This is a genomic window from Aureimonas altamirensis (assembly GCF_023702225.1).
GTDB classification, from domain to species: Bacteria; Pseudomonadota; Alphaproteobacteria; order Rhizobiales; family Rhizobiaceae; genus Aureimonas; species Aureimonas altamirensis_B.
Map to the genome: position 1 here is coordinate 172,120 of NZ_JAMQCO010000006.1, position 23,766 is coordinate 195,885.

Annotated in this window: 24 protein-coding genes and 1 tRNA gene; 8 read left to right on the forward strand and 17 right to left on the reverse strand. The window is 65.9% G+C overall.

Going from position 1 to position 23,766, the window contains the following annotated elements; translation table 11 throughout:
• The first annotated feature begins 56 nt into the window (after positions 1-56).
• Positions 57-809 carry a sulfite exporter TauE/SafE family protein gene (locus NDN16_RS11865; protein WP_251113791.1) on the forward strand — a complete coding sequence of 251 codons (753 nt, stop codon included), beginning with the start codon at positions 57-59 and terminating at the stop codon, positions 807-809.
• 1 nt (position 810) lies between these two features.
• Here the strand turns inward: NDN16_RS11865 and NDN16_RS11870 are convergent.
• Positions 811-895, reverse strand: a tRNA-Leu gene (locus NDN16_RS11870).
• Positions 896-1,043: 148 nt separating this feature from the next.
• Between NDN16_RS11870 and NDN16_RS11875 the strand changes: the two genes are divergently transcribed.
• The 3 genes from NDN16_RS11875 to NDN16_RS11885 are packed head-to-tail and all read left to right on the forward strand — an operon-like array spanning position 1,044 to position 5,962.
• Positions 1,044-2,111, forward strand: coding sequence for an HlyD family secretion protein (locus NDN16_RS11875; protein ID WP_251113792.1), 1,068 nt, complete (start codon positions 1,044-1,046; stop codon positions 2,109-2,111).
• A gap of 6 nt (positions 2,112-2,117) precedes the next feature.
• A complete protein-coding gene (gene rbbA, locus NDN16_RS11880) occupies positions 2,118-4,856 on the forward strand; it encodes a ribosome-associated ATPase/putative transporter RbbA (protein ID WP_251113793.1) in 2,739 nt (912 codons plus the stop codon).
• Positions 4,856-5,962, forward strand: coding sequence for an ABC transporter permease (locus tag NDN16_RS11885; protein WP_251113794.1), 1,107 nt, complete (start codon positions 4,856-4,858; stop codon positions 5,960-5,962). The genes rbbA and NDN16_RS11885 overlap by 1 nt, the downstream gene beginning before the upstream one ends.
• Before the next feature lie 3 nt (positions 5,963-5,965).
• Here NDN16_RS11885 and phnN read toward each other — a convergent pair whose 3' ends face one another.
• The 12 genes from phnN to phnG all read right to left on the reverse strand — a co-directional run bounded on the left by phnN (position 5,966) and on the right by phnG (position 15,701).
• Positions 5,966-6,541, reverse strand: coding sequence for a phosphonate metabolism protein/1,5-bisphosphokinase (PRPP-forming) PhnN (gene phnN / locus NDN16_RS11890; protein WP_251113795.1), 576 nt, complete (start codon positions 6,539-6,541; stop codon positions 5,966-5,968).
• On the reverse strand, positions 6,534-7,670 hold the full coding sequence (locus tag NDN16_RS11895) for an alpha-D-ribose 1-methylphosphonate 5-triphosphate diphosphatase (RefSeq protein ID WP_251113796.1): 1,137 nt from the start codon (positions 7,668-7,670) through the stop codon (positions 6,534-6,536). Before NDN16_RS11895 ends, phnN begins: the two co-directional genes overlap by 8 nt.
• Positions 7,667-8,362 (reverse strand): DUF1045 domain-containing protein, encoded by a 696-nt coding sequence (locus tag NDN16_RS11900; RefSeq protein WP_251113797.1) that lies wholly within the window; start codon positions 8,360-8,362, stop codon positions 7,667-7,669. Before NDN16_RS11900 ends, NDN16_RS11895 begins: the two co-directional genes overlap by 4 nt.
• Positions 8,362-9,177: a phosphonate ABC transporter, permease protein PhnE gene (phnE, locus tag NDN16_RS11905; RefSeq protein WP_251113798.1), complete on the reverse strand. Its 816-nt coding sequence runs from the start codon at positions 9,175-9,177 to the stop codon at positions 8,362-8,364. Before phnE ends, NDN16_RS11900 begins: the two co-directional genes overlap by 1 nt.
• 63 nt (positions 9,178-9,240) lie before the next feature.
• On the reverse strand, positions 9,241-10,233 hold the full coding sequence (gene phnD / locus NDN16_RS11910) for a phosphonate ABC transporter substrate-binding protein (RefSeq protein ID WP_251113799.1): 993 nt from the start codon (positions 10,231-10,233) through the stop codon (positions 9,241-9,243).
• A gap of 24 nt (positions 10,234-10,257) precedes the next feature.
• The gene (gene phnC / locus NDN16_RS11915; protein ID WP_251113800.1) at positions 10,258-11,112 is read right to left on the reverse strand and encodes a phosphonate ABC transporter ATP-binding protein; all 855 of its coding nucleotides are present in this window, start codon (positions 11,110-11,112) and stop codon (positions 10,258-10,260) included.
• A 42-nt stretch (positions 11,113-11,154) separates the two neighbouring features.
• On the reverse strand, positions 11,155-11,919 hold the full coding sequence (gene phnL, locus NDN16_RS11920; protein WP_251113801.1) for a phosphonate C-P lyase system protein PhnL: 765 nt from the start codon (positions 11,917-11,919) through the stop codon (positions 11,155-11,157).
• Positions 11,920-11,922: 3 nt separating this feature from the next.
• On the reverse strand, positions 11,923-12,699 hold the full coding sequence (gene phnK / locus NDN16_RS11925; RefSeq protein WP_251113802.1) for a phosphonate C-P lyase system protein PhnK: 777 nt from the start codon (positions 12,697-12,699) through the stop codon (positions 11,923-11,925).
• A complete protein-coding gene (locus tag NDN16_RS11930) occupies positions 12,696-13,574 on the reverse strand; it encodes an alpha-D-ribose 1-methylphosphonate 5-phosphate C-P-lyase PhnJ (RefSeq protein WP_251113803.1) in 879 nt (292 codons plus the stop codon). The genes phnK and NDN16_RS11930 overlap by 4 nt, the downstream gene beginning before the upstream one ends.
• Complete coding sequence (locus NDN16_RS11935; RefSeq protein WP_251113804.1) at positions 13,571-14,647, reverse strand: carbon-phosphorus lyase complex subunit PhnI; 1,077 nt, start codon at positions 14,645-14,647, stop codon at positions 13,571-13,573. Before NDN16_RS11935 ends, NDN16_RS11930 begins: the two co-directional genes overlap by 4 nt.
• Complete coding sequence (gene phnH, locus NDN16_RS11940) at positions 14,647-15,246, reverse strand: phosphonate C-P lyase system protein PhnH (RefSeq protein ID WP_251113805.1); 600 nt, start codon at positions 15,244-15,246, stop codon at positions 14,647-14,649. Before phnH ends, NDN16_RS11935 begins: the two co-directional genes overlap by 1 nt.
• The gene (phnG, locus tag NDN16_RS11945) at positions 15,243-15,701 is read right to left on the reverse strand and encodes a phosphonate C-P lyase system protein PhnG (protein WP_251113806.1); all 459 of its coding nucleotides are present in this window, start codon (positions 15,699-15,701) and stop codon (positions 15,243-15,245) included. Before phnG ends, phnH begins: the two co-directional genes overlap by 4 nt.
• Positions 15,702-15,802: 101 nt before the next feature.
• Between phnG and phnF the strand changes: the two genes are divergently transcribed.
• Together phnF and NDN16_RS11955 are read left to right on the forward strand one after the other, a co-directional pair.
• On the forward strand, positions 15,803-16,522 hold the full coding sequence (gene phnF / locus NDN16_RS11950; protein WP_251113807.1) for a phosphonate metabolism transcriptional regulator PhnF: 720 nt from the start codon (positions 15,803-15,805) through the stop codon (positions 16,520-16,522).
• Between the two features lie 30 nt (positions 16,523-16,552).
• Complete coding sequence (locus NDN16_RS11955; RefSeq protein WP_251113808.1) at positions 16,553-17,845, forward strand: amidohydrolase family protein; 1,293 nt, start codon at positions 16,553-16,555, stop codon at positions 17,843-17,845.
• Positions 17,846-17,849: 4 nt separating this feature from the next.
• Here the strand turns inward: NDN16_RS11955 and NDN16_RS11960 are convergent, their stop codons facing one another.
• Positions 17,850-18,305, reverse strand: coding sequence for a TspO/MBR family protein (locus NDN16_RS11960; protein ID WP_251113809.1), 456 nt, complete (start codon positions 18,303-18,305; stop codon positions 17,850-17,852).
• 73 nt (positions 18,306-18,378) lie between these two features.
• On the opposite strand from NDN16_RS11960, the gene NDN16_RS11965 reads away from it, so the two are divergent.
• Positions 18,379-19,167, forward strand: coding sequence for an alpha/beta fold hydrolase (locus NDN16_RS11965; protein ID WP_251113810.1), 789 nt, complete (start codon positions 18,379-18,381; stop codon positions 19,165-19,167).
• Here NDN16_RS11965 and NDN16_RS11970 read toward each other — a convergent pair.
• Complete coding sequence (locus NDN16_RS11970; RefSeq protein WP_251113811.1) at positions 19,128-20,135, reverse strand: bile acid:sodium symporter family protein; 1,008 nt, start codon at positions 20,133-20,135, stop codon at positions 19,128-19,130. The two genes, NDN16_RS11965 and NDN16_RS11970, sit on opposite strands and share 40 nt — an antisense overlap.
• A 231-nt stretch (positions 20,136-20,366) precedes the next feature.
• On the opposite strand from NDN16_RS11970, the gene NDN16_RS11975 reads away from it, so the two are divergent.
• Positions 20,367-21,491: a GGDEF domain-containing protein gene (locus tag NDN16_RS11975; RefSeq protein WP_251113812.1), complete on the forward strand. Its 1,125-nt coding sequence runs from the start codon at positions 20,367-20,369 to the stop codon at positions 21,489-21,491.
• 47 nt (positions 21,492-21,538) lie between these two features.
• On the opposite strand, the gene NDN16_RS11980 is transcribed toward NDN16_RS11975, so the two are convergent.
• Positions 21,539-22,186: a DUF1028 domain-containing protein gene (locus NDN16_RS11980; protein ID WP_251113813.1), complete on the reverse strand. Its 648-nt coding sequence runs from the start codon at positions 22,184-22,186 to the stop codon at positions 21,539-21,541.
• A 65-nt stretch (positions 22,187-22,251) separates the two neighbouring features.
• The gene (hglS, locus tag NDN16_RS11985; RefSeq protein WP_251113814.1) at positions 22,252-23,652 is read right to left on the reverse strand and encodes a 2-oxoadipate dioxygenase/decarboxylase HglS; all 1,401 of its coding nucleotides are present in this window, start codon (positions 23,650-23,652) and stop codon (positions 22,252-22,254) included.
• Positions 23,653-23,766 lie beyond the last annotated feature (114 nt).

Sequence of the window (23,766 nt, forward strand, 5' to 3'; positions counted from 1 at the left end):
CCGCCCCATATTACTTCCGGCTTGCTGAACGGCTCCCGGACGGGCATCGATAAGCCATGAACGATCCCTCCGTCAGCCTGTTGCTCGTCCTGGCCGCCACCTTCCTGATGGCAGGGCTCGTCAAGGGCATCACCGGCATGGGCCTTCCAACGGTCGCGATGGGCGTCCTCGGCGCGCTCATATCGCCCCTCGCGGCGGCCGGGCTGCTTCTGGTGCCGTCCTTCGTCACGAATGTCTGGCAGCTTCTGACCGGCGGAAACCTTTCCGCAATCGTCGCACGCCTGTGGACCATGATGCTTGCCGTGGCCGCCGGAACGCTGGCCAGTGCCGGCATTATCAGCGGTACCGGCACAGGTGCGGCCACCGCGGCACTGGGAGCGACCCTTATCCTTTATGCTGGCTACACCCTGCTTGCCCGCCAGATCACCATTCCGCCCAGGCACGAACCGTGGCTTTCTCCGCTTGTGGGGTTCGTCACGGGGCTCGTGACGGGCGCGACCGGCGTCTTCGTCATCCCGGCGGTCCCGTATCTGCAGGCGCTCGGCCTCGAGCGCGACGATCTGGTCCAGGCGCTGGGCCTGTCGTTTACCGTGTCCACCGTCGCCCTTGCACTGGGAATAGGCATGCATGGCGGTTTGGAGTTCGCTGATATCGGCCTGTCCGCGCTGGCGGTCCTTCCGGCATTGGCGGGCATGGCGCTTGGCCAGAGGCTGCGCAAGCGGATCAGCCCGACGGCATTCCGGCGCGGCTTTCTGATCTGTCTGCTGCTGCTTGGCTGCGAGATGCTCTTGCGGAGCATCCGCGTCTGAGTGGTGCGGGTGGTCGGGGTCGAACCGACACTCCTTTCGGAACCGGATTTTGAGTCCGGCGCGTCTACCAATTCCACCACACCCGCACGGTGCAACGTGCCGGACACGCAATCGATTCCGGCAGGGACGTGCTCCTATACGACAGCTTCGTCCGCATTTCCAGATACCGTCTCTCATTCTTGAATAGCTCGACCAGTGCTGCATACTGGTGTTGAGGGCAGGAAGGGAATCGCCATGGGCAAGCTTCTTCGCGGCTGGCGTCTCGTCGCCGTTCTGGCGGTGGTGGCGCTCCTTCTCTTCCTCCTCTTCGGGCGGGGCGGCGACGATCTCGGCAGCTCCTTCGCCAGCGGCAACGGCCGTATCGAGGCGGTGGAAATCGACGTCGCCACGAAATCGCCCGGCCGGCTCAGGTCCATCGACGTGGAGGAGGGCGCCTTCGTTACTGCGGGGCAGGTTCTTGCCCAGATGGATACCGATCAGCTTACAGCGCACAGGCGTCAGGCCGAAGCGGAATTGCGCCGCGCCACCATCGCCGTCGAAACCGCGAATGCGCAGGTGGCGCAACGCGAAGCGGAGCTGCGCGCTGCCGCCGCCGTGGTGGAGCAGCGCAAGGTGCAGCGCGACGCCGCGCAGCGCCGCCTGGAGCGCTCGGAACGCCTGTCGCGCGGCAATACCGTATCGCAACAGGTGCTGGACGACGACCGCACCGCCCAGCAGGGAAGTGTCGCGGCTCTGGCCGCGGCCGAGGCGCAATACGCGGCCGGCGAAGCCGGCGTCAACGCGGCGCGGGCCTCGGTCGTGGATGCGGAGGCGGCCGTGGATGCCGCGCGCGCCGCCATCGAAAGCATCGATGCCGATATCGCCGACGCCACCCTGACGTCCCCGAAGGACGGGCGGGTACAATACAAGGTCGCCCAGCCGGGCGAGGTTCTGGCGGCGGGCGGGCGCGTGCTGAACCTCGTGGATCTGACCGACGTCTACATGACTTTCTTCCTGCCTACGGCACAGGCGGGACGGGTGTCCATCGGCAGCGAGGCGCGCCTGGTTCTGGATGCGTTGCCCGACGTGACCATCCCGGCGACGATCTCCTTCGTCGCCGATGTCGCGCAGTTCACTCCGAAGACGGTGGAGACGGCCGACGAACGGGAGAAGCTGATGTTCCGCGTGCGGGCCCGGATCCCTGCGGATCTGCTGCGAAAGTATATCGACATGGTCAAGACGGGCCTGCCCGGGGTCGCCTATGTGCGGCTGGACCCGGATGTGGAATGGCCGGCGCGCCTGTCCGACAACCTGGCCGAGTAGGCCCGCATGGACGCTGTCGCGCCCGTTGTACGGCTTGGAGGGATCCGCCTCGCCTACAAGGCGGTCAAGGCCCTGGACGGGATCACGCTCACCATACCGGCCGGCATCACGGTCGGGCTGATCGGGCCCGATGGCGTCGGCAAATCGAGCATGCTCTCGCTGATCGCCGGCGCGACGGAAATCCAGACGGGCACGGTTTCTGTACTTGGCGGCGACATGGCGGATGCGGAGCACCGCCGCCTTGCCGGTCCACGCATCGCCTACATGCCGCAGGGGCTCGGCAAGAACCTGTATCCGACCCTGTCGGTCTTCGAGAATGTCGATTTCTTCGGTCGTATCTTCGGCCATGACAAGGCCGAGCGGCAGCGGCGTATCGCCGATCTCCTGGAGGCAACCGGGCTGACGGCCTTCGCCGGGAGGCCGGCGCAGAAATTGTCGGGCGGCATGAAGCAGAAGCTCGGCCTGTGCTGCGCGCTGATCCACGACCCCGATCTTCTCATTCTCGACGAGCCGACGACCGGCGTCGATCCGCTGTCGCGGCGCCAGTTCTGGGAGTTGATCGACGTCATTCGCAAGAGCCGCCCCGGCATGAGCGTGCTGGTGGCAACGGCCTACATGGAAGAGGCGGCCCGCTTCGACTGGCTGGTAGCAATGAACGACGGCAAGGTTCTTGCCACCGGCACGCCGGACGAGATCCTGGGACGGACCGGGCAACACAGCCTCGATGCGGCTTTCATAGCGCTCCTGCCCGAGGCGGAACGCCGCGGACATGCCGACATAGCTATCGCGCCGCGCGTGCCCGATGCGGATGAGGAGATCGCCATCGAGGCCGAACATCTGACCATGCGTTTCGGCGATTTCACCGCTGTCGACGACGTCAGTTTCCGTATTCCGCGCGGGGAGATCTTCGGGTTTCTGGGTTCCAACGGCTCGGGAAAATCGACCACCATGAAAATGCTGACCGGGCTGCTGGCGGCCAGCGAAGGTACGGCCCGGCTGTTCGGCCGCGAGGTGGACGCGAGCGATCTCGATATCCGACGCAAGGTCGGTTACATGTCTCAGGCCTTCTCGCTCTATACCGAGTTGACCGTCCGGCAGAACCTGGCCTTGCACGCAAGGCTGTTCCGGCTTCCCGAAGGCGAGATCACCGACCGTGTCGACGACATGCTGGCCCGCTTCGACCTGGAGGACGTCGCAGACAGCTATCCGGACGCCCTGCCGCTCGGCGTGCGCCAGCGGCTTTCGCTCGCCGTAGCGCTGATCCACAAGCCCGACATCCTCATCCTGGACGAGCCGACCTCGGGCGTCGACCCGGTCGCGCGCGACGCGTTCTGGCAACAACTGATCGACCTGTCACGCAAGGACAAGGTCACGATCTTCATCTCGACCCATTTCATGAACGAGGCCGAACGCTGCGATCGGATTTCCCTCATGCATGCCGGCAAGGTGTTGAAGTCGGACACGCCGGACGGGATCGTGAGGGCCGAGGGCGCCGCTACCCTTGAAGAGGCGTTCATCGCCGTTCTGGAACGCGCCATGGGTCCGCAGCCGAAGCCTCGCGCCCCGGAAGCCGGCACGAAGTCGACCGGCGAGGCAGCCGTCAGGCGTACGCGCCGCCGCTTCGACCCCCGCCGCATGCTCAGCTACACGCACCGCGAGCAACTGGAACTCCGGCGCGACCCGATCCGCGCGACGCTCGCCATCCTTGGCAGCGTCATCCTGATGTTCGTCATCGGTTATGGCATCAACATGGATGTCGAGGATCTGAGCTTCGCCATACTCGACCGCGACGACTCTTCCATCAGCCGCGATTACGCGCTGAATATCGCAGGCTCCCGCTATTTCATCGAACACGCGCCCCTGACGAGCTACGAAGAGATGGACCGCCGCATGCGCGACGGCGAACTGAGCCTAGCGATAGAGCTGCCGCCCGGTTTCGGGCGCGATCTGCTGCGTGGCGGACCGGTGGAGGTGGGCGCCTGGATCGATGGTGCGATGCCGATGCGCGCCGAAACGGTCAGCGGCTACGTGCAGGGCATGCATCAGCAATGGCTGGCGCAGAAAGCACGCGCGCTTTACGGCGACAGGGCCGCCGCCGGCAGCTTCAATATAGAGACGCGTTATCGCTACAACCCGGACGTCCGCAGCCTGAACGCCATCGTTCCGGCGGTCATACCGCTGTTGATCCTGCTTATCCCGGCCATGCTGGCGGCACTGTCCGTGGTGCGGGAAAAGGAACTAGGCTCCATCGTGAACTTCTACGTCACGCCCGTCACACGACTGGAATTCCTGCTCGGCAAGCAATTGCCCTATGTCGTTCTCGCGATGCTCAGCTTCGCGCTTCTGACGGTTTTCGCCATCGTCGTCTTCCGCGTGCCGCTGACGGGCAGCTTCCTGACCCTGGCGACCGGCGCCCTCATCTATGTCGTTATCGCGACGGGAATGGGCCTTCTCATCTCGACATTCATGTCCAGCCAGATCGCGGCGATCTTCGGAACCGCGCTGCTGACGTTGATACCGGCCGTGCAATATTCGGGGATGATCGACCCGGTATCGTCCCTGCAGGGCGCCGGGGCCTTCATCGGCAGGATCTATCCCACCAGCTACTTCATGACGATCTCGCGCGGGACCTTTTCCAAGGGGCTCGGCTTCGCCGAACTCGGCGGGGCGTTCGTTCCGCTGCTCGTGACCGAGCCGGTCCTGCTGGTGGCCGGAGCGCTCCTCCTGCGCAAGCAGGCCCGCTGATGGGCGCGATCTTCCACCTCGGCGTCAAGGAACTGCGCGGCTTGATCCGGGATCCGATGCTGTTGATCCTGATCGTCTACGCCTTCACGCTGTCGGTCTATACCGGGGCCCGGGCGCTTCCCGAGACGCTCAACCATGCCCCGATCGCCATCGTGGACGAGGATCGCTCGCAAATCTCCGAGCGTATCTTCACGGCCTTCTACCCGCCTTATTTCACACAGCCCGCCGACATCCTTCCATTCGAGATGGATGCCAGGATGGATTCCGGCCGGGATACGTTCGCGCTCGACATACCGCCGCAGTTCCAGCGCGACCTGTTGGCCGGCCGTCAGCCGACCATCCAGTTGAACGTCGACGCGACCCGCATGTCGCAGGCTTTCACGGGGAACCGGTCCATCCAGGAGATCGTGACCGGCGAGGTCGGGCAGTATCTGGCGCGCAGCGGCGGCCGCACCGAACTGCCGGTAGAACTGTCCTTGCGCGCGCGCTTCAACCAGGAACTCGACAAGGGCTGGTTCGGCTCGATCACCAACGTCATTTCCTCGATCACGCTGCTATCGATCGTATTGACGGGGGCTGCGCTGATCCGCGAGCGCGAGCATGGCACGGTCGAGCACCTGCTGGTCATGCCCGTGACGCCGTTCCAGATCATGGCCAGCAAGGTCTGGTCCATGGGCCTCGTCGTGCTGATCGCGGCGACGGCCTCGCTGCTGCTGGTGGTGCGCGGGCTGCTCGGCGTTCCGATCGAAGGCTCTGCGACGCTGTTCCTGTTCGGCGCCGCCTTGCAACTCTTCGCGACGACGTCGCTCGGCATCTTCCTGGCCACGCTGGCCGGCTCGATGCCGCAATTCGGCATGCTGCTCATCCTCGTGCTGCTGCCGCTCCAGGTTCTGTCCGGTTCCATGACCCCGCGCGAGAGTATGCCGGACATCATCCAGACGATCATGCTGGCCGCGCCGAACACCCATTTCGTGATCCTGGCACAATCGGTTCTGTTTCGCGGGGCGGGCCTGTCCGTCGTGTGGCCGCAATTGCTGGCGCTGGCGGCCATCGGCACGGCCCTTTTCGCCATTTCACTGCGGCGGTTCAGGACGTTCCTGCGCTGATTCTCAGGCTGCCGCCTGCTCTCGGAGCCTTGTCAGTGCCTCGACAAACCGGTCGATGCTGCCGGCGAGCGGCCCGGAATTGTCGATCCGTACATGAAGGCGCGCGGATGCCGGAACGTCCAGCGGTACGGCGCGCGCCAGCCGCGCATCCACCTGCTCCTCCGTCTCGCGTCCGCGTGCCAGAAGCCTGGCGCGCAACACGGCGCCGGGCGCCGTGATCTCGATGACGGCGAGGCACGGAAAGATCTTCGCGGCGGGAGCCAGGGCCCGCCGCGACAGGTTGGCGACGGCGATGCCGCCGGCACGCGTGTGATCCAGCGCCGAAGCGGGCAGGGCGTAGGACAATTCGTGCGCGTTCCAGGACAGGCTGAAACGTCCCGTCGCCTCGGCCGCCCGAAAAGCCTCCGGCGTCATCGCCTCGTTGTCCTCGCCCCCACCTTGCGCGCGGGTAATGATACGCCGGACGAACAGCATGTCGGGATCGCCGGCCGCGCGTTCGGCAACCGCCGCCAGGACGGTGTCCTTGCCGGCTCCGCTGGGGCCCACCACGGCCACGAGGCAACCTTCCGGCTCACGCAACGCGCAGACCCTCCCGCCAGACTCCGGCGACGATGGGCGGCTCGCCCTGCATGGTGCGGATTCGAACCATATCCGCACGCAGGCCCGGCGCGAGGCGGCCCCGGTCGTTCATGCCCGCGGCCTTGGCCGGGGTATCCGTGACGAGGGCGATGGCGTCGGGCAGGCTCATGATATCGTCTTCGGCAAGAAGGAATGCGGCCTGCAACAGGCTGAAGGGCACGTAGTCCGACGACAATATGTCGAGATGGCCGGTCTCCACCAGATCGCGGGCCGATATATTGCCGGAATGGGAGCGCCCGCGCACCACGTTGGGTGCGCCCATCAGCACGCTCATGCCGGCCTCGTGCGACAGGCGCGCCGCCTCCCGCGTGGTCGGAAATTCGGCAAGCCGGATTCCCAGCTCGACGCCCTCCGCCACATGCTCGGCGGTCGCGTCGTCATGCGAAGCGATGGGGATGGCCCGCTCACGGCATCGCGCTGCCAGGCTGCGGCGGTTGGGCGCGGCGAAGGAGGCCGATTCCGCCAGCCGCCGATCGCAGAACCGCTGGAAGTCGGCGTCGCTCATGCGGCGCTTGCCCTGATAGTAGGTCTTGTAGGCATCCAGGCTGACGAATTGCCGCTGCAAGGGGGCGTGATCCATCAGCGAGGCCAGTCGCACGCGCTCATTTCCGGCGATCGCATCGAACTCGTCCACCACATCCGGCACCGACACCTCGCAGCGCAGATGGATATAGTGATCGGCGCGCAGCCGCCCGGCGTCCATCGCGGCTCCGATGGCGCCGGCCATCTCGCGCGCGTCCTCGCCCTTCAGTTCGGTATCCCCGTCGAGGCCGACGCGCAGCGCGTCGAAGACGGTGGTTATCCCGGAGGCGGCGATCTGCGCGTCATGCGCCTGCAGCGCCGCCATGATGTTCCAGCGCACTTTCGGACGCGGCACGAAATGGCTTTCGACATGGTCGGTGTGCAGCTCAACGCAGCCCGGAACGAGCGTGTCTCCGCCCAGATCCTCGCCATGTGCGGCGCCGTCAGAGATGTCGGCAATGCGGCCATCGCGGATCTGGACCGCGCCGTGCACGATCCTGTCGCGAAGGACGATCCGTGCGTTACGCATCACTGTTTCCTGGGTCACGGGATAAACTCCGGATGGGGCGCGCGGACGGCGAGAGGGCAACGTGCGGCCACGGTGAAGGGGGCGCCCGGATAGGGCTCGATGAAGAGGGCGAGCGCGTCGAGCGTGAGCCTGTCGCGCAGGAAGGGCGCGAAGCGCCGTTTCAGATGCATCAGGAGGGGGGCGCTTTCCGCGCCGAGCCGCCCTGTCAGCGTCATGTGGAAACGGAAATCGTCCAGCACATGCGGGTAGCCGAAGCGGTCGAGATTGGCGCGCTGACGTTCCGTCAGCCGGTCGGGCCGGCGCTTCGACCGCTCCTCCTCCGTCATGGATGCGCGAAACGGCTCGAAATGGCGCACGGTGTCGGCTGCGAGGGCCTGGAGGTCGGCGTCTTCGACGGCCGGCGCCAGCGCGATGTATCCGCCGGGCATGGTCTTCACCTCCAGCGGCGGCATGGGGATGGCCGCGCGTCCGGACGTGAAGTCGGCGAGGGCGTCGGCGAGCATGTCGAGGTCGCGTCCGGCCGCCAGGCGAAAGGGGGCCTTGATCGTGGCGTGGAAGCCGTATCGCGCCGGCTCCGCGACCGTCGGGTCGATCCCGATATCGGGTGCGCGTGCGGGGCCGCCGGTAAAGGGATTACGGCCGAGCCATTCCGCCGCAGCAAGCGTCAGGGGGGAATCCGCTGCGGGAGTGTAGTAGAGGCCGGCGCGCATCAGATCACCATCCGGCGCAGGCGCTGCGATATGAGATCCATGATCGAGACGGTGACGACGACGATAATCAGGATGGCCGCCGTTTCGGCGTAATAGAAGCCGCGCACGACCTCGAACAGAACCTGTCCTATTCCACCGGCTCCGATGAGGCCGAGAACGGTTGCCGAACGGATGTTGGATTCCAGCCGATACAGCGAAAACGACATCCAGAGCGGCAGCACCTGCGGTATGACGCCGAAGATCACCTCCTGCACGCGGCTCGCGCCGGTGGTGCGGATGGCCTCGATGGGGCGCGGGTCCACTGCCTCCACCGCTTCGGAAAACAGCTTGGCGAGAACGCCGGTCGTGTGCACGAAAAGGGCCATGACGCCGGCGAACGGCCCGAGGCCGACGGCCACCACGAACAGCACGGCGAAGACCACCTCGTGGATGGCGCGGCACAGATCCATCAGCCGTCGCGTCGGCTGCAGCACCCACCACGGCACCATGTTGTGCGCGGAAAGGATGCCGAGCGGGATGGAGAAGACGACGGCCAGGAATGTGCCCCAGATCGCGATCTGGATGGTGACGAGCATCTCTTCCAGATAGAAGCGCCAGTCGGCGAAGTTGGGCGACAGGAAGCCGCTCAGATAGTCCGCCATATTGCCGGCATCGGTGAAGAGATAGGGCCAACGCTCCATCTCGGCCGGGCCCCAGCTCCAGGCAAGGGCCACGACCACTCCGGCGGCAAGCGCCGGCATCTGCCAGCGGGCGCCCTTCGCCGTCCGTGCCGGCGACGCGGCCCCGGCTCCCGTCATGTTCGCGGTATCGCTCATCTTCGATCCTTTCCGGCGGACGGCGACGGCGCGCCGCCGTCCGCTTCGGCGTGAAAACCGGGGTCAGCCCTGCGGCGCGGCGGCCAGCTTTTCCTCGAAGGTCTTCTTCATCGATTCCAGCTCGGCGATGCGGCCGGCGCGCGCCTCTTCCGAAAGGCTCGTGTCGGAGCGTGCCTGGCCGATCGCCTTCTCCGCTTCCATCACGCGGATCGGGAGCAACTGGTCGTCGCTGGATGCGCGGAACGGGGCCCATTGCAGCCCGGCAAGCACGGCGCGCTCATGGGCGACGTCGCCGGTGGAGTCGTCGGTGCCGTAGGTCAGGATGAAATCGCGCACCTTCTCTTTGGTCTCGTCGGACAGATCCTTGCGCCAGACCAGCGGATCGGACGGGATCAGGGGCGAGCGCCAGATTTCGCGGATTTCGGCGAAGGCGTCCGGAGCGTTCGCCTCGATCAAGGCCATGGATTCGGTGTTGTTGGCCGCTGCGTCCAACTGGCCCTTGGCCACGGCCATCGCATTCGTTTCGTGGTTTGCGTTGGTGACGTTGCGGAAGCAGGATTTCGGGTCCACGTCGCGCGCCGAGAAGACGAAGGTCATCGGCACGAGGAAGCCGGACGTGGAATTGGGATCGCCAAGCCCGAAATTGAGGCTGTTGTCGCATTTCAGAAGATCGTCAAGCGACTGGATGGGCGAATCCTTGGGCACGATGATGACCGACCAGTAGCCGGGATCGCCGTTCTCGGCGACGGTCTGGGCGAAGACCTCGCCATCGGCGCGGTCCACCGCCTCCATCGCCGACTTGTTGCCGTACCAGGCCATCTGCACCTTGCCGAAGCGCATGCCCTCGATGACGCCCGCATAGTCGGACGCGAAGAACGGCTTGATCGTCAGGCCGGTCTTCTCGGCCATGTCGTCGAGGAAGGGCTTCCAGTTCGAGCGCAGGTTCTGCTGCGACTCGGTCGAGATGATGCCGAAGTTGATGTCTTCGGCCAGCGCGCTGGTGCCTGCCATGAGGGCGAGCGAAAGGCCCGCAATGCTTTTCATGATCGCGTTCATCTGATGTCTCCGGTTGTATCTTCGTCAGGCGGGTTCGGGGACGCGCCTTGCGTTGCGCCACTGGGCCGGGCTCGGCCGCGGGGCGTCTGCGGGCTCCGCCGGGCTGTCCGGCAGGACCAGCTCTTCCGAGGCCGCGCCGTAAAGCTCGGCCAGGAAGGCATTGGAAAGAGCGGTGGAAGGGCCGTCATAGACGATGGCCCCGTCGCGCATGGCGATGGTGCGCGGGCAGTAGCGCCGCGCATACTCCACCTGATGCAGCGACACGAGGACGGTAATCCCCTCGCGTTCGTTGATGTCGGCCAGAACGTCCATCACGCGGCGCGCCGACGAAGGGTCGAGCGCGGAGATGGGCTCATCCGCGATCAGGATGCGCGCGCCCTGCACCAGTGTGCGGGCGATGGCCGCGCGTTGCTGCTGGCCGCCCGAGAGGGTGGAGGCGCGCTGCCGGCCCAGATGTCCGATATGCACGCGCTCCAGCGCGCTGCGGCCAAGCTCGCGCTCCGCCTTGTCGAACAGGCCGAGCGTCCCGCGCCAGCGCGGAATGCGCCCGAGGCAGCCGACCAGAACGTTCGTCAGCACCGAAAGGCGGCCGACGAGGTTGAATTGCTGGAAGATCACCGAGATATCGCCGCGCATGGTGCGCGTCTGCGTCGACAATCGTCCGCCCTCTTGTGTCGTCCTGCCGAAGATGGCGATCCGGCTGGCCGCGCCATCACCCTTTTCGAGCCCGGCGATATGACGGATCAGCGTACTCTTGCCCGATCCGGAAGCACCGATCAGGGCGACCATTTCGCCGGGCGCGATCGCCAGGGAAACGGCATCCAGCGCCTGCGTCGTGCCGAAGCGCTTGGAAAGGCTCGCGACTTCGATTGCGTTCATGGAAGGGTCCTCTTGCAACTGCAGGAAACTGACGGTTGAGGATCAGGCGGTGATGACGGCGGGATGAACATTCGATGACAGCCCGCCGGGCGACACCGGCGATGTCCGCGCCGAAAAGCCGGAGACGTCGACGATGCGCGTGGCGACGGCATCGCGGACCGGCCGGTCGTGGAAAATGCCCAGTATGGCGACGCCGCCGCGCAATTTTTCGAGGATCATGTCGGTGACGACATCGCGGTTGGCTGCATCCAGCGATGCGGTGGGCTCGTCCAGCAGCAGCACCCGGTGATCGGTGATGAAGCCCCGGGCGATGTTGACGCGCTGCTTCTCGCCGCCGGAAAACGTGGCCGGGGGAAGATCGTACAGGGCTTCCGGCAGGTTCAGCCGCTGCAGCATGGCACGAGCGCTGTCGCGGGCTTCCTCGGCAGGCGTTCCCCGCGCGACGAGCGGTTCGGCGACGACATCGACGGCGCCGATGCGTGGCAGGGCCCGCAGAAACTGGCTGACATAGCCGATCCCGTCGCGGCGGGCGGCCATGATGGCGCGCGGATCGCCTTCGGCGATGTCGACGACGCCATCCGAAGTCGCCAGGCCGATAAAGCCCGTATCGACGGCATAATTGCCGTACACCATCCGCAGGATCGACGATTTTCCGATCCCGGAAGGGCCGCCCAGCACGACGCATTCGCCGGCCGGGACGTCGAATGAGACATTGGCGACGACCGGCAGCACGATGCCGCCGCGCAGATGCATCACGAAACTCTTGCCGACGCCGCGGACGCTGAGGGCGGGTTGTTCGAGGGCCATGGGTCAGCTCTCCAGGACGGAAGAAACGAGAAGCTGCGTGTAGGGGTGGCGGGGATCGTCGAGCACGCGGTCCGTCAATCCGGCCTCCACGAGCCGGCCGCCCTTCATCACCAGCATGCGCTGCGAAAGCAGCCGCGCGACCGCCAGATCGTGGGTCACGATGATGACGGCCAGGTTCAGCTCCGCCACCAACTGCCGTAGAAGATCCAGCACCCGGGCCTGTACGGAGACGTCGAGCCCGCCCGTCGGCTCGTCCATGAAGACCAGCCGCGGATGGGTGACGAGGTTGCGGGCGATCTGCAGCCGCTGCCGCATGCCGCCCGAAAAGGCCGACGGCCGGTCGTCCATGCGCAAAGCGTCGATCTCGACGCGGCCGAGCCAGTCTTCGGCGGTCGCGCGCAGGCGTCCGTAATGCCGCTGGCCGACGGCCATCAGGCGTTCGCCGACATTGGCGCCGGCCGATACCGCCATGCGCAGCCCCTCTGCCGGATTCTGGTGAACGAAGCCCCAGTCCGTGCGCATCAAAAGGCGGCGCTCGGCTTCCGACAGGCTTTCGATGTCGGCAAAGCGCCCATCGCGCATGCGGTAGAAGACGTTGCCGGCGCTGCGCGGCAGACGTGCCGAGATGCAGTTGAGCAGCGTCGTCTTGCCGGAGCCGGATTCGCCCACGATGGCAAGCACTTCGCCCGGCCAAAGGTCGAAGTCGATATCCGTGCAGCCGATGAAAGTGCCGTATCGCCGCTCGAGGCCGCGCACGGACAGGATGGGTTCCGCGGTCATTCGGCGGCCTCCGCGACTTGATCGGCCGGCCCTGCGTGGCCGGAAGCGATCCGGCTTTCGCAATGGTCGGTATCGGAGCACACGAACATGCGCCCGCCGGCATCGCTGGTCAGGATCTCGTCCAGGTACACGCCGGTCGCGCCGCACAGCGCGCAGCCGCCGGAGAATTTCTGGACGGTGAAGGGGTGGTCCTCGAAATCGAGGCTGCGGACCCGCGTGTACGGCGGCAGCGCATAGATGCGTTTCTCGCGTCCCGCCCCGAACAACTGGAGCGCCGGCGACATATGCATCTTCGGGTTGTCGAACTTCGGAATGGGCGAAGGGTCCATCACGTAGCGCTCCTCGACATGCACGGGGTAGGCGTAGGTGGTGGCTATATCGCCGTGGCGCGCGATGTCCTCGTACAGTTTCACATGCATCAAGCCGTATTCTTCCAGCGCATGGAGCTTGCGCGTTTCGGTCTCTCTGGGCTCCAGAAAGCGCAACGGTTCGGGGATCGGCACCTGATAGACGATAGTCTGCCCTTCCTTCAGCGGCGTCTCGGGTATGCGGTGGCGCGTCTGGATGATGGACGCCTCCGCCGTGCGCGTCGTCGTGGCGACGCCGGCGGTGCGCTCGAAGAAGGCGCGTATGGAGACGGCGTTGGTGGTGTCGTCGGCACCCTGGTCGATGACCTTCAGCCGATCCTCCGGGCCGAGGATCGCCGCCGTCACCTGCACCCCGCCTGTGCCCCAGCCGTAAGGCATCGGCATCTCACGCGCGGCGAAGGGTACCTGGTAGCCGGGTATGGCGATGGCCTTCAGCAGGGCGCGGCGGATCATCCGCTTCGTCTGCTCGTCCAGATAGGCGAAGTTGTATTGCGGCAGCACGGTCATTCGGCAGCCTCCCGATCCTGTTCCCGAAGGCGGCGCAGAAGTTCCAGCTCGGCCTGGAAGTCGACGTAATGGGGCAGCTTGAGATGTTCGACGAAGCCGGTCGCCTGGATATTGTCCAGGTGCTCCATCACGAACTCCTCGTCCTGCGCCGGTGCCTTGCGCTCTTCCTCGAATTCATCCGCGCGCAACGCGCGGTCCACGAGGCTCATGGACATGGCCTTGCGCTCGGACTGGCCGAAGGCGAGGCCATATCCCCGCGTGAAACGCGGCTTCCCGCCATCCGCGCCCTTGAACTGCGAGACCATCTGGCATTCCGTCACGCGGACCTCGCCGATGGCGACCGCGAAACCGAATTCCGGCAGTTCCACCTCGACAGTCGCGAAGCCGATGCGCACTTCGCCCACGAAGGGGTGCGTGCGGCCGTAGCCGCGCTGCGTGGAGTAGCCGAGCGCCAGCAGAAAACCTTCGTCGCCCCGCGCCAGCGCCTGTAATCGCCGGTCGCGCGTCAAGGGAAATGCCATCGCCTCGCGGGTGATGTCGCCGGGCGCCTCGACGCCTTCGGGCCCGTCCGGCTCGATCAACCCGTCGGCGCCGAGAAGGTCGGTAACGCGCGAGAACGTTTCGTCTTCATCCGGCTGGCGGGTTTCCGGTGCCGGCACGGGCGCATCCGAAGCCATCTCCGGATCGATCAGCCGGTGGGTGTAATCGAAGGTCGGCCCCAGGATCTGCCCGCCCGGTATATCCTTGAAGGTCGCCGAGACGCGGCGCTCGATCCGCATGGAGGCGGTGTCCAGCGGAAGCGCGGCGGCAAGGCGCGGCAGCGTCGTGCGATAGGCGCGCATCAGGAAGATCGCCTCGATCAGGTCGCCGCGCGATTGCCGCACGGCCATCGCCGCCAGCTCCGGATCGTAGAGCGAGCCTTCTGCCATGACCCTGTCGACAGCGAGCGACAGCTGCCCCGCGATCTGATCCAGGGTCAGCGCGGGTACGCCCGGATCGCCGCGCCGACGCGCAGCCATCAGCCGATGGGCATTGCGGATGGAGGCTTCGCCCCCTTTGACGGCGACGTACATCAGGCTACCTCGCTGATACGGGTGGTGCGGGGCAGGGCCATCGCTTCCGAGCCGCAGACGAGGACGAGGTCGAAGCCCAGCGGAAACAGGCCGCGATTGGCGGCCATGCCGGCGACGAAGTCCTGCGGCAATCCTGCCACGCGGACACGGCGGGTCGTTTCGATGCCGGGACCCGAAAGCTCCAGCGCGGTGCCCCCGTCGAAGCTCTCGACCGTCAGGAGCACGGTCGATGACCGGTCCGGATAGTCGGCCGTGCCGATGGCGAAGCCGTCGAAGGAAAAGCTCGCTCCGGAGGGAAAGCAGGCGAAGGCCGACATGGCGGCATTCGACGCAAGCGTCGCCCCGGTGTGGAAAGCCAGCCATGCTGCGGCGTCAGTCCGGATACAGGCATGGAGGAAGACCGGCGTCTCATGGTCGCACAGCGTCGCCAGCACTGCTGCCATGGCCGGCGGCAGGCCGGGACCGTAGGCGACCCCGTCCAGCGAGGCGATGGTTCCCGGCTGGGCGAAGGCGTCCATGAGGCGCCGGAAAACCGATTGCGCGTCGAAGACCGGGTTGCGAAAGCCGCCATCGTGGATGGCGTCGACAAGGGGCGTCATTCGTCGTCTCCACGAACCATGGTGAAGAAATCGACGCGGGTCGCTTCGGCTTGCGCCCGCTCGTCGAGGGCAAGGGCCCGGCGCGCGGCGATGGCCGGCTCGATCAACCGGGCCTCGACGGCATCGCGATAGGCGTGCGTCTGCCAGAGGGCGTCCACATGCGCCGCCCTGGTGCTGCGCTCGCCATGCCGGCCCAGCAGCATGGAATGCCCGACCGCCCCATCCGCAAGGCGTACCGACGCGCGTGTCACGCTGGCTTCGCCGAGGTTGAACGGAGCGCCCGCACCGCCGATCCGCCCGCGCAGCATCACCGAGCCGATCTCCGGTCCGCGCAGAGTTTCGGCTGACGGCATGTCGACGGACAGCGCCTCGTAGAGCTGGTCGAACCTTGCGGGGGGACAGAGAGCGACCGCGTCGATTGCGCGCTTCCTCCGGACTGTCTCGTCACTTTGCATATCCATTCTCCAAACATGTCTACTTGTATAGACAAGTGACACTCTGTATCTATTGGATACGCCATGGCCGATGACGGCTTGATGACACCGGAGGTTTTGTTTTGGAGCGGCAGGATGGATTGGCACGCTGGCGCTGGGTCGCCGACCAGATCGAAGACGCGATCCGCAACGGGGAGTTTGTCGGAAAGCTGCCCGGCGAGGTCGCGCTCGCAGAGCGATACGGCGTCAACCGCCATACCGTACGACGCGGTCTTGCCGCCCTCGGCGATGCCGGGTGGCTGAGGACCGAGCGTGGCAAGGGCACCAGCATCGTGCGTATGGGAGAGGCGAAAATTCCCTATCCTATCGGCACGCGCACGCGGTTCTCGGAGAATATGGGGCGGTTGTCCCGCAGCGTCGGCGGGCGTCTGATCCGCGCCGAAAGGGTGCAGGACGCGGCCTTGGCCGCCGCCCTCGGCCTCGCGCCATCGACGGTGCTGCACCGTCTGGAGTGCCTTTCGGTCGTCGACGGCGTACCGCTTTCCCTGGCAACGAACTGGCTGTCCGCCAAGGACTATCCGGGCGTCGTCCAGGCCTACGCGGAGAGTGGTTCCATCACCCAGGCCCTGTCGCGCGAAGGGCTGGTCGATTACGTGCGGTCGGAGACCCGCGTCACCGCCGAAGCGGCCGGACCCGAGGATGGGGAATTGCTGCGCTGCACGTCGCAAGCAATACTGCTGATTACCCGTTCCATCGATTCGACGCCGGAGGGAAAGCCGGTACAGATCGTTCGCACCCGCTTTCCGGCCGACCGGATGGAACTCGTATTCGGCATGCCCTGAAGCCTATTTCCGCAGCGCAAGGAAACGCTCATGAGCTTCGACCTGATCATCCGCAACGCGACGCTGCCGGACGGACGGCGCGGTATCGACATCGCCGTCCGCGACGGTTGGATCGAGGCCGTCGAAGCCGGCGTGGGCGGGGAGGCGGGAGACGTGGTGGACGCGGGCGGCAAGCTGGTCTGCCCACCTTTCGTGGACATCCATTTCCACATGGACGCCACGTTGTCGCTCGGCATTCCGCGCCTGAACCGCAGCGGGACGCTGCTGGAGGGTATCCGGCTCTGGGGCGAGCTGAAGCCTCTCCTGACCCGGGAAGCGGTCGTCGAGCGCGCCCTTCGATATTGCGATCTGGCGGTTTCGCAGGGGCTGCTCGCGGTACGCAGCCATGTGGACGTGTGCGATGACAGGCTGGTCGGGGTCGAGGCGCTGCTCGAGGTCAGGGATGCGGTCCGCGACTATCTGGACCTGCAACTCGTGGCTTTCCCCCAGGATGGCCTGTTCCGCGCTCCGAATGCCGAGGCGAACCTTCTGCGCGCGCTGGACATGGGCGTCGACGTCGTGGGCGGCATCCCGCATTTCGAGCGGACGATGGAGGCCGGCGCCCGGTCGGTAACCCGGGCGTGCGAAATCGCCGCGGAGCGGGGCCTGATGGTAGACCTGCATTGCGACGAGACCGACGACCCGATGTCCCGCCATATCGAGACCCTGGCGGCCGAGACCGTGCGCTTTGGGCTTCAGGGCAGGGTGGCCGGCTCGCATTTGACCTCCATGCACTCGATGGACAATTACTACGCCTCCAAGTTGCTGCCGTTGATTGCCGAGGCGCAGATCCATTGCGTGCCGAACCCGGTTGCCAACATCGTGCTGCAAGGTCGGCACGACACCTATCCGAAGCGGCGCGGCATGATGCGCGTGCCGGAATTGTGGGCGATGGGAGTCAACGTCGCCTTCGGACAGGATAGCTGCATGGACCCATGGTACTCGATGGGCAATGCCGACATGCTGGATGTGGCGCATATGGCCGTTCATACCGGGCATCTGACCAGTCGCGAGGCCGTCGCCAGATGCTTCGATGCGGTGACGCATGCCGGCGCATCCGCCTTCGGGCTCGATTCCTATGGGCTGGAGAAGGGATGTCACGCCGATCTGGTCATTCTGGATGCTGCGGACGCCATCGAGGCGGTGCGTCTTCGCAGTCCACGCCTGCGCGTCTACCGGCGCGGCCGGCTGATCAGCCGGGCCGAACCGCGCCGCGCGGAACTGAACCTGCCGGGCCGTCCTGCCATGGTGGAGCCGTCGGCCTACGCACCGCCGCTCGGCTGAGCGTTCAACCGTTCAACCACCATATTGCGGCGTTGAGCAGGCTGGCGAAGGCGACCCATGCGATATAGGGCACGAAGCACCATGCGGCGCGGCGCTCTACTGTCCACGCGCGAAGGGCGAACGCGATGGACGCGGCCAGCATCGCAAGAGCGATCGCCAGCGCCGGACCCAGCAGGTTCGCGCCGAAGAAAACCGGCGTCCAGGCGAAGTTCAGGCCCATCTGCAGGAACCAGAGCGTCAGCGCCGGGCGATCCCGCTTGCGCCAGACGAGCCATCCGGCGATGCCGATAAGGACATAGAGCAGGGTCCAGACGGGCGCGAAGATCCAGTTGGGTGGGTTGAACCACGGCTTCTGCAGGCTGTCATACCACGCCCCCGGAACGTTGTTGGCGCCGATCAGAAGGCCGCCGCCCACGGCGATCAGCAGAAAATTGACAAGGGAAACGTATCTGGTTTTCATCGGGTACCACGATGTGCGCAACTCGGATAACCGCTAGGTAGTTTGTCCGGGACCAAGCGAAAGGGGCGCTCCCGTGTCGGAATGCAATATCATCGAAAGGCCGCTTCTCGTGCTGCTTCATGCCTTCGGCTCCAGCCGCGATGCATGGCGGGACATCACACCCGGTTTCGAGGAGGCATTCGACGTTTTCGCGCCCGACCTGCCCGGCTTCGGAAGCGCTGCCGGCCAAGGCGCCCGCAGCATCGGCGAGACCGTCGGCGCACTGGCCGGCGAGATCGCCCGACGTACGGGCCGCATGGGCTGGATCGTGGCCGGCCACAGCATGGGCGGCAAGTTCGCCACCATCCTCGCGTCCGGCACGGCAGGCAGGCTGCCGCCGGCGCGCGGCGTCCTGCTGCTGGCGGGGTCGCCGGCTTCGCCGGAGCCAATGAGCGACGACAGGCGAGCGGAAATGATCGGCTGGGCCAGGGATGGCCGCATCGACGAGGCCGAGGCCGCCGAATTCGTCTCGGCCAATATCGGCGCGCCCTTGCCGGCCGATGCAGCACGGCGCGCCGTGGCGGACGTCATGGCCAGCTCCGCCGCGGCATGGACCGGATGGCTGGAAACCGGCAGTCGGGAGGATTGGTCAGCGGCAGTCGGCAGGCTCGACATGCCATGCCTGATCCTCGTCGGCTCGCAGGACGGCGATCTCGGCGAAACGGGGCAACGGACAACCAACATGACCGTCTACAGCGATGCGGAACTGAAGGTGGAAGAGGGCTGTGGGCACCTTCTGCCGCTCGAGCGGCCCGACGCGGTGGTGGCCGCCCTGAGGACGCTTCAGCGCCGCGTGGAAACGGCCGGTGCCGCAACCGGATGACCGGCATCGGCCGGGGCCTGCTCGGCGTAGCGCTGAGCCATCCAAGCACAGGCGAATAGCTGAATCTGATGGAAGATCATCAGCGGCAGGACCATCATGGCCAGTGTCGGCCCCGGCATCAGGATGCCGGCCATCGGAATGCCCGTCGCCATGCTTTTCTTGGAGCCGCAGAAGACGATGGCGATCTCGTCCTCGCGGCTGAATCCGAGCTTCCGACTCGTCCAGGTGGTGGCCACCAGGACGATCAGCAGGATGACGCAGGAAGCCAGCACCGTCAGGGCAAGGTCAGGCCAACCTATGCTGGACCAGACGCCCGCGTTCATGCCTTCGCTGAAGGCCGCGTAGACGACCAGCAGGATCGACAGACGATCCACGAAGGCGGTCAGCGGCCTGTGGCGCGCAAGGAAGGCCCCGATCAGCGGGCGCGCCGCCTGTCCGGCGGCAAACGGCGCCAGGATCTGCAGAGCGATCTTCTGCACCTGGTCGAGGCCGAAGCCCAATCCGGCAGAGTGCATCAACGCCATCACCAGAAGGGGTGTCACGAGGACGCCGACCAGGTTGGACAGCGACGCACTCGTCAGCGCGGCCGGTACATTGCCCCCGGCTATGGACGTGAAGGCGATGGAGGATTGAACGGTCGAGGGCAGAAGCGTCAGGAACAGGATGCCCGCCACCAGCGGATCGGACATCACCGGCTTCAGGACGAGGACGGCCAACAGGCCTAGCAGCGGGAAAAAGGCAAAGGTGAACAGGAAGACAAGCCCCTGGAGCCGCCAGTGAAGAAGCCCTTGCCATACGGCCTTGGGCGAGAGCCGCGCCCCGTACATGAAGAAAAGCAGGGCGATTGCGCCGTAGACGACCCATTCGAAAACCTCGGCCGCCTGCCCACGTGCCGGAAACACGACGGCGATGGCAACAGCGCCCAGAAGAAGAAGTGTCTGCCGGTCGATGGGTAGGCGCAGGCGCATGATGTTCCAGCCATTGGCGATTTCAGGTCGGGCGTAACGAGAGGTACACTTATTGCCCCTGCGATCACGTTTCCGTCAAGGGCAACCTTCACATGCTGCTGTGCGGCGCGGCATATTTGGCTGCCTAAGCATCGATCTTGCCGAACAGGAAACTATTGGTTAACGCCTTTACCAGGGACGCGAATGCAACTGCAGAATACCGGCAGGCTGGCTTAGGCAGGGGGCACTGCATTGAGAGGCATTGCAGAGCGCGTCCATGAACGCGCGACTGTCCCGTTGGTCGCATGGTTTCTGAAACCCGACAATCCGGCCGACGGCTCCATCGTCGAAGACCTTCTGCGCACGACATCCGGCGGGGTAACGGTCGTGGCCTTCGGCTGCGTATGCCTGACGCTGCAGGTGGCCATCTATGCCTACTCCATGCCGGCGGCGGCGCTGCCGCTTCTGATCCTGGTGATGGCGGCATCCTCGGCGCGTATGCTGGCGTTGCATCGCGCCCGCAACGGCCTTGCGGCTTCGAACCTCGTCGTATTCAGCGCGATCGCATGGGCCTCGACGGTCGGGCTCGTCTGTGCGCTCTGCATGCTCACTGGAGAAATCGTGCTGAGCACCGTCGCGGCCCTGACCACGACGGGCTTCGCCTTTACGTCGGCCTACAACAATGCCGGCATACCACGGCTGGCCCGCGCGCAGGTGCTGATCGTCGGGGTGCCGTTTCTTCTGGCCAGCGTGTTTACCGGCCTGCGCGAAATGTCCATCATTCTGGCCATGGGGCCGATCTGGCTTCTGGGGGTCATGCATCTCGTCACGGGTGCGCACAAAAGCGTGGCAGCCACGATCACCACCCAGAAGCGCAACAGCTTTCTTGCCATGAACGACGACCTCACCGGCCTTGCGAACCGGGTATCGATCCTCGGCACCATCGAGGACATGGCGCGGGATGCCGGGGCCGGAGGACCGTCCGAACGGCCCTACGTGCTGTATCTCGATCTCGACGAGTTCAAGCCGATCAATGACAGGTTCGGACACGCTATGGGCGACCATGTCCTGCGAACGGTCGCCGGCCGCCTGCGCGATGCCCTCGGAGCATCCGGCCACATCGGCCGCGTCGGCGGAGACGAATTCGTCGTCGCCCTGACGGCGGCAACTGCGGGTCATGCGGCGGAAGTCGCCGCCCGCCTGGGCGAAGCTGCCCGTCTTCCCGTCGATCTCGGCGGCGGACGCGTGGTGCGGATCGGCGCCACAATCGGCGGAGCGTCAGTTGACCGCTCGGGCGTCGATGCCGCCCTGGCGAGGGCGGATGCACGCCTTTACGAAGCGAAGCGCCAGGGCGGCGGCGTCAGCCGGTTCGATTGACGGCGACGCGCTCGGCGAGGACGGTGACGGCTGCAGCCTGACCGGCCTCAGGCGCGCCTGCGTGAGGGCATCTCCAGCACGTGGGGATAGAGTTCCTTCCGGAACACGGTTTCCAGCCGTCGCAACTCCGACACGACATCCGGGTGGTCGTCCACCCGGATGTCCCATAAGGGATATTCTTCGGCCGCGACGATATACACGTTCGCCGACCTCTCTCCCGCCCGGTCGCCGCCCGCCTCGACGCCGGCCGCGATCGCCGCGATCAGGCGGTTTACCAACTCGGCCTGCGGATCCTGCTCGAAAGCTTGCAACATGGCGTCCAGCACGCCCGGACCGGTAAGCCTGTTACCCTGAACACTGACATTGCGGCCTGTCCTGTGGCCGGCCCAGGGAAGGCAGTCTTCGCCGGTGAAGGCATGGGCACGGCCCTCCTTGTCGACGGCGGCGACCTGCCGCCTGTGGCGTTCCGCATCGTCGTCCAGCACGGTCTCCACCGTCCCGCGCGCGGAGACACTGAGCGACAGGAGGGTACAGCCGTCGATGCCGAGATAGGGGTTCACCAGCGCCTGCGTCGCAAAGGCCCCGAAACCGGGATAGGCGTAAGACAGGAACTTGCCGACCGCCGGCATCTCGGTCGCCGCCGCCACGCCGAACTGACTGGTTCGAGGACATTTGGCGACGATGGATAAAGTCATTGAGCGGCTCCGTTTGCAGAACGGCACTAGTTAGACGCAAAACGGCGATCGGGAAGGCCTCCCGTTCAGGCGGCGGTGCAGGCGCTTAACGCACCGAGGGTCGATTGCAGCGATTGCATCTCCATCTCGCGGTACAGGTCCATCTCGTCCAGCACGGACCGGCCCAGGGCCTTCTCGAATGAAGCCTTGCTGCCGTTGGCCGCCACGTCCGACCGGGCGTCCGTTCCAAGGTTCGACTGGAAGATGCCGGCCGCCGAGACGGGCAGGAAATCCTCGTAGACGAGGGGGTCGCAAACGGCGTGGCCGGCTGCCAGAAGGGTTTCGATATCGTCGCCGGTTCGTCCGGCGCGCGCAGCGGCGCGTCCGTTTTCGGTCGGGGAGTAGCGGAAGAACGCCAATCCTTCCGAACGCATTTGCTGCCAATCGTCCGGAAAGGCGCGGAGGCGGTCGATGAGGACCGCCATGTAGCCCGACGCGCCGGAGCCGGCTGTGCCCGTGGAGCCTGCCTGTCGAACGTCGGCCAGAAGCGCGTCGTACAAGGTGCGTCCTTTCGGCGTCAGTGCCGCTCCGCGCTGCTCGATCTCGCCGAAGCGGGCGGTGTGCCGCCCGGCTGCGTGCCCATCCGCCTGTGGAAACAGAATGTCCTCCTCGAGCGCCTTGAAGCTGGTTTGCCGCAGAAGGATCGGGCACCGGCGCGGAGGCGGGCCCTCGATCACCGCCTTCGGCACGATGCCCCGTGCCGGCATGGCCGCCTGTACGGCGTCGATATCCAGGGTGCGGGGCGTCAGATGGTTGATGTGCGGGCCCTTGAAGCAGACGATATCGGCGATCAGCCGGTGCGCGGCCGCAAGCTCGGCGTAGGTGGCGGGGTCCACCGTCGCCTCCGAATGCCAGCGGAAGGTTTCGAGCGCCTGCGTGACGAAGCGCTCGGCCTGGCCTTGCGTCAACCCGCCTTGCGCCTCATGCATCGATGCCAGCTCCAGCGCCTCCGGCGTGAAGATGCGGCGCTTCTCCAGTATGGCGGCGGCCTTTGTCCGCAGGGCGTCGTCGTGGATCAGGTCGAGCCGGAGCAGCGAGGTGAAGACGCGGAACGGGTTCTTCGACAAGGCCGCGTCGCCGATCGGCCGGAATGCCGTCGAATGAACCGGAATTCCCGCGACGGCAAGATCGTAATAGCCGACCGGGTGCATCCCCATGACGGCGAAAAGCCGGCCGATGTGAAAAAGCTCCGCTGCCGTGCCGAGCCGTATGGCGCCATGCCGCTCGTCCGACAGGCGATCCAGCTCTCCGGCGCGCGCCAGGCGCGTCGCCAGGTCCGCGTCCGCCTTCAGGGCGTTCGAGTTCACTTCGGCCACCAATTGCATGAGCGTGCCGTATTGCGGCACCTCGTGCCGGTACATCTCGGACATCGCACGCGAGAAATCGGCGCGGATTTCGTCGGCTGGCATGAAATCGCGGGAGGTCATGGATGGCGGCTCCTTCGGTCTGCGAATGCGTATGCTGGGCTTACTCGCGCGCGGACGGGAGGCCCGCAAGCGATGGATGGTTCCCATGCCATTCCAGGTCGGAATACCGAAGGG

Excerpts from the sequence above, each read along its gene's own strand:
- NDN16_RS11900 (WP_251113797.1), bottom strand. The coding sequence starts at position 8,362 with ATGCGCGCCGGCCTCTACTACACTCCCGCAGCGGATTCCCCCCTGACG.
- NDN16_RS11935 (WP_251113804.1), bottom strand. The coding sequence starts at position 14,647 with ATGTACGTCGCCGTCAAAGGGGGCGAAGCCTCCATCCGCAATGCCCAT.
- phnG (WP_251113806.1), bottom strand. The coding sequence starts at position 15,701 with ATGCAAAGTGACGAGACAGTCCGGAGGAAGCGCGCAATCGACGCGGTC.
- phnL (WP_251113801.1), bottom strand. The coding sequence starts at position 11,919 with ATGGCCCTCGAACAACCCGCCCTCAGCGTCCGCGGCGTCGGCAAGAGT.
- phnD (WP_251113799.1), bottom strand. The coding sequence starts at position 10,233 with ATGAACGCGATCATGAAAAGCATTGCGGGCCTTTCGCTCGCCCTCATG.
- rbbA (WP_251113793.1), top strand. The coding sequence starts at position 2,118 with ATGGACGCTGTCGCGCCCGTTGTACGGCTTGGAGGGATCCGCCTCGCC.
- phnC (WP_251113800.1), bottom strand. The coding sequence starts at position 11,112 with ATGAACGCAATCGAAGTCGCGAGCCTTTCCAAGCGCTTCGGCACGACG.
- NDN16_RS11970 (WP_251113811.1), bottom strand. The coding sequence starts at position 20,135 with ATGCGCCTGCGCCTACCCATCGACCGGCAGACACTTCTTCTTCTGGGC.
- NDN16_RS11980 (WP_251113813.1), bottom strand. The coding sequence starts at position 22,186 with ATGACTTTATCCATCGTCGCCAAATGTCCTCGAACCAGTCAGTTCGGC.
- NDN16_RS11930 (WP_251113803.1), bottom strand. The coding sequence starts at position 13,574 with ATGACCGTGCTGCCGCAATACAACTTCGCCTATCTGGACGAGCAGACG.
- hglS (WP_251113814.1), bottom strand. The coding sequence starts at position 23,652 with ATGACCTCCCGCGATTTCATGCCAGCCGACGAAATCCGCGCCGATTTC.
- NDN16_RS11865 (WP_251113791.1), top strand. The coding sequence starts at position 57 with ATGAACGATCCCTCCGTCAGCCTGTTGCTCGTCCTGGCCGCCACCTTC.
- NDN16_RS11885 (WP_251113794.1), top strand. The coding sequence starts at position 4,856 with ATGGGCGCGATCTTCCACCTCGGCGTCAAGGAACTGCGCGGCTTGATC.
- NDN16_RS11875 (WP_251113792.1), top strand. The coding sequence starts at position 1,044 with ATGGGCAAGCTTCTTCGCGGCTGGCGTCTCGTCGCCGTTCTGGCGGTG.
- NDN16_RS11955 (WP_251113808.1), top strand. The coding sequence starts at position 16,553 with ATGAGCTTCGACCTGATCATCCGCAACGCGACGCTGCCGGACGGACGG.
- phnE (WP_251113798.1), bottom strand. The coding sequence starts at position 9,177 with ATGAGCGATACCGCGAACATGACGGGAGCCGGGGCCGCGTCGCCGGCA.
- phnH (WP_251113805.1), bottom strand. The coding sequence starts at position 15,246 with ATGACGCCCCTTGTCGACGCCATCCACGATGGCGGCTTTCGCAACCCG.
- phnK (WP_251113802.1), bottom strand. The coding sequence starts at position 12,699 with ATGACCGCGGAACCCATCCTGTCCGTGCGCGGCCTCGAGCGGCGATAC.
- NDN16_RS11960 (WP_251113809.1), bottom strand. The coding sequence starts at position 18,305 with ATGAAAACCAGATACGTTTCCCTTGTCAATTTTCTGCTGATCGCCGTG.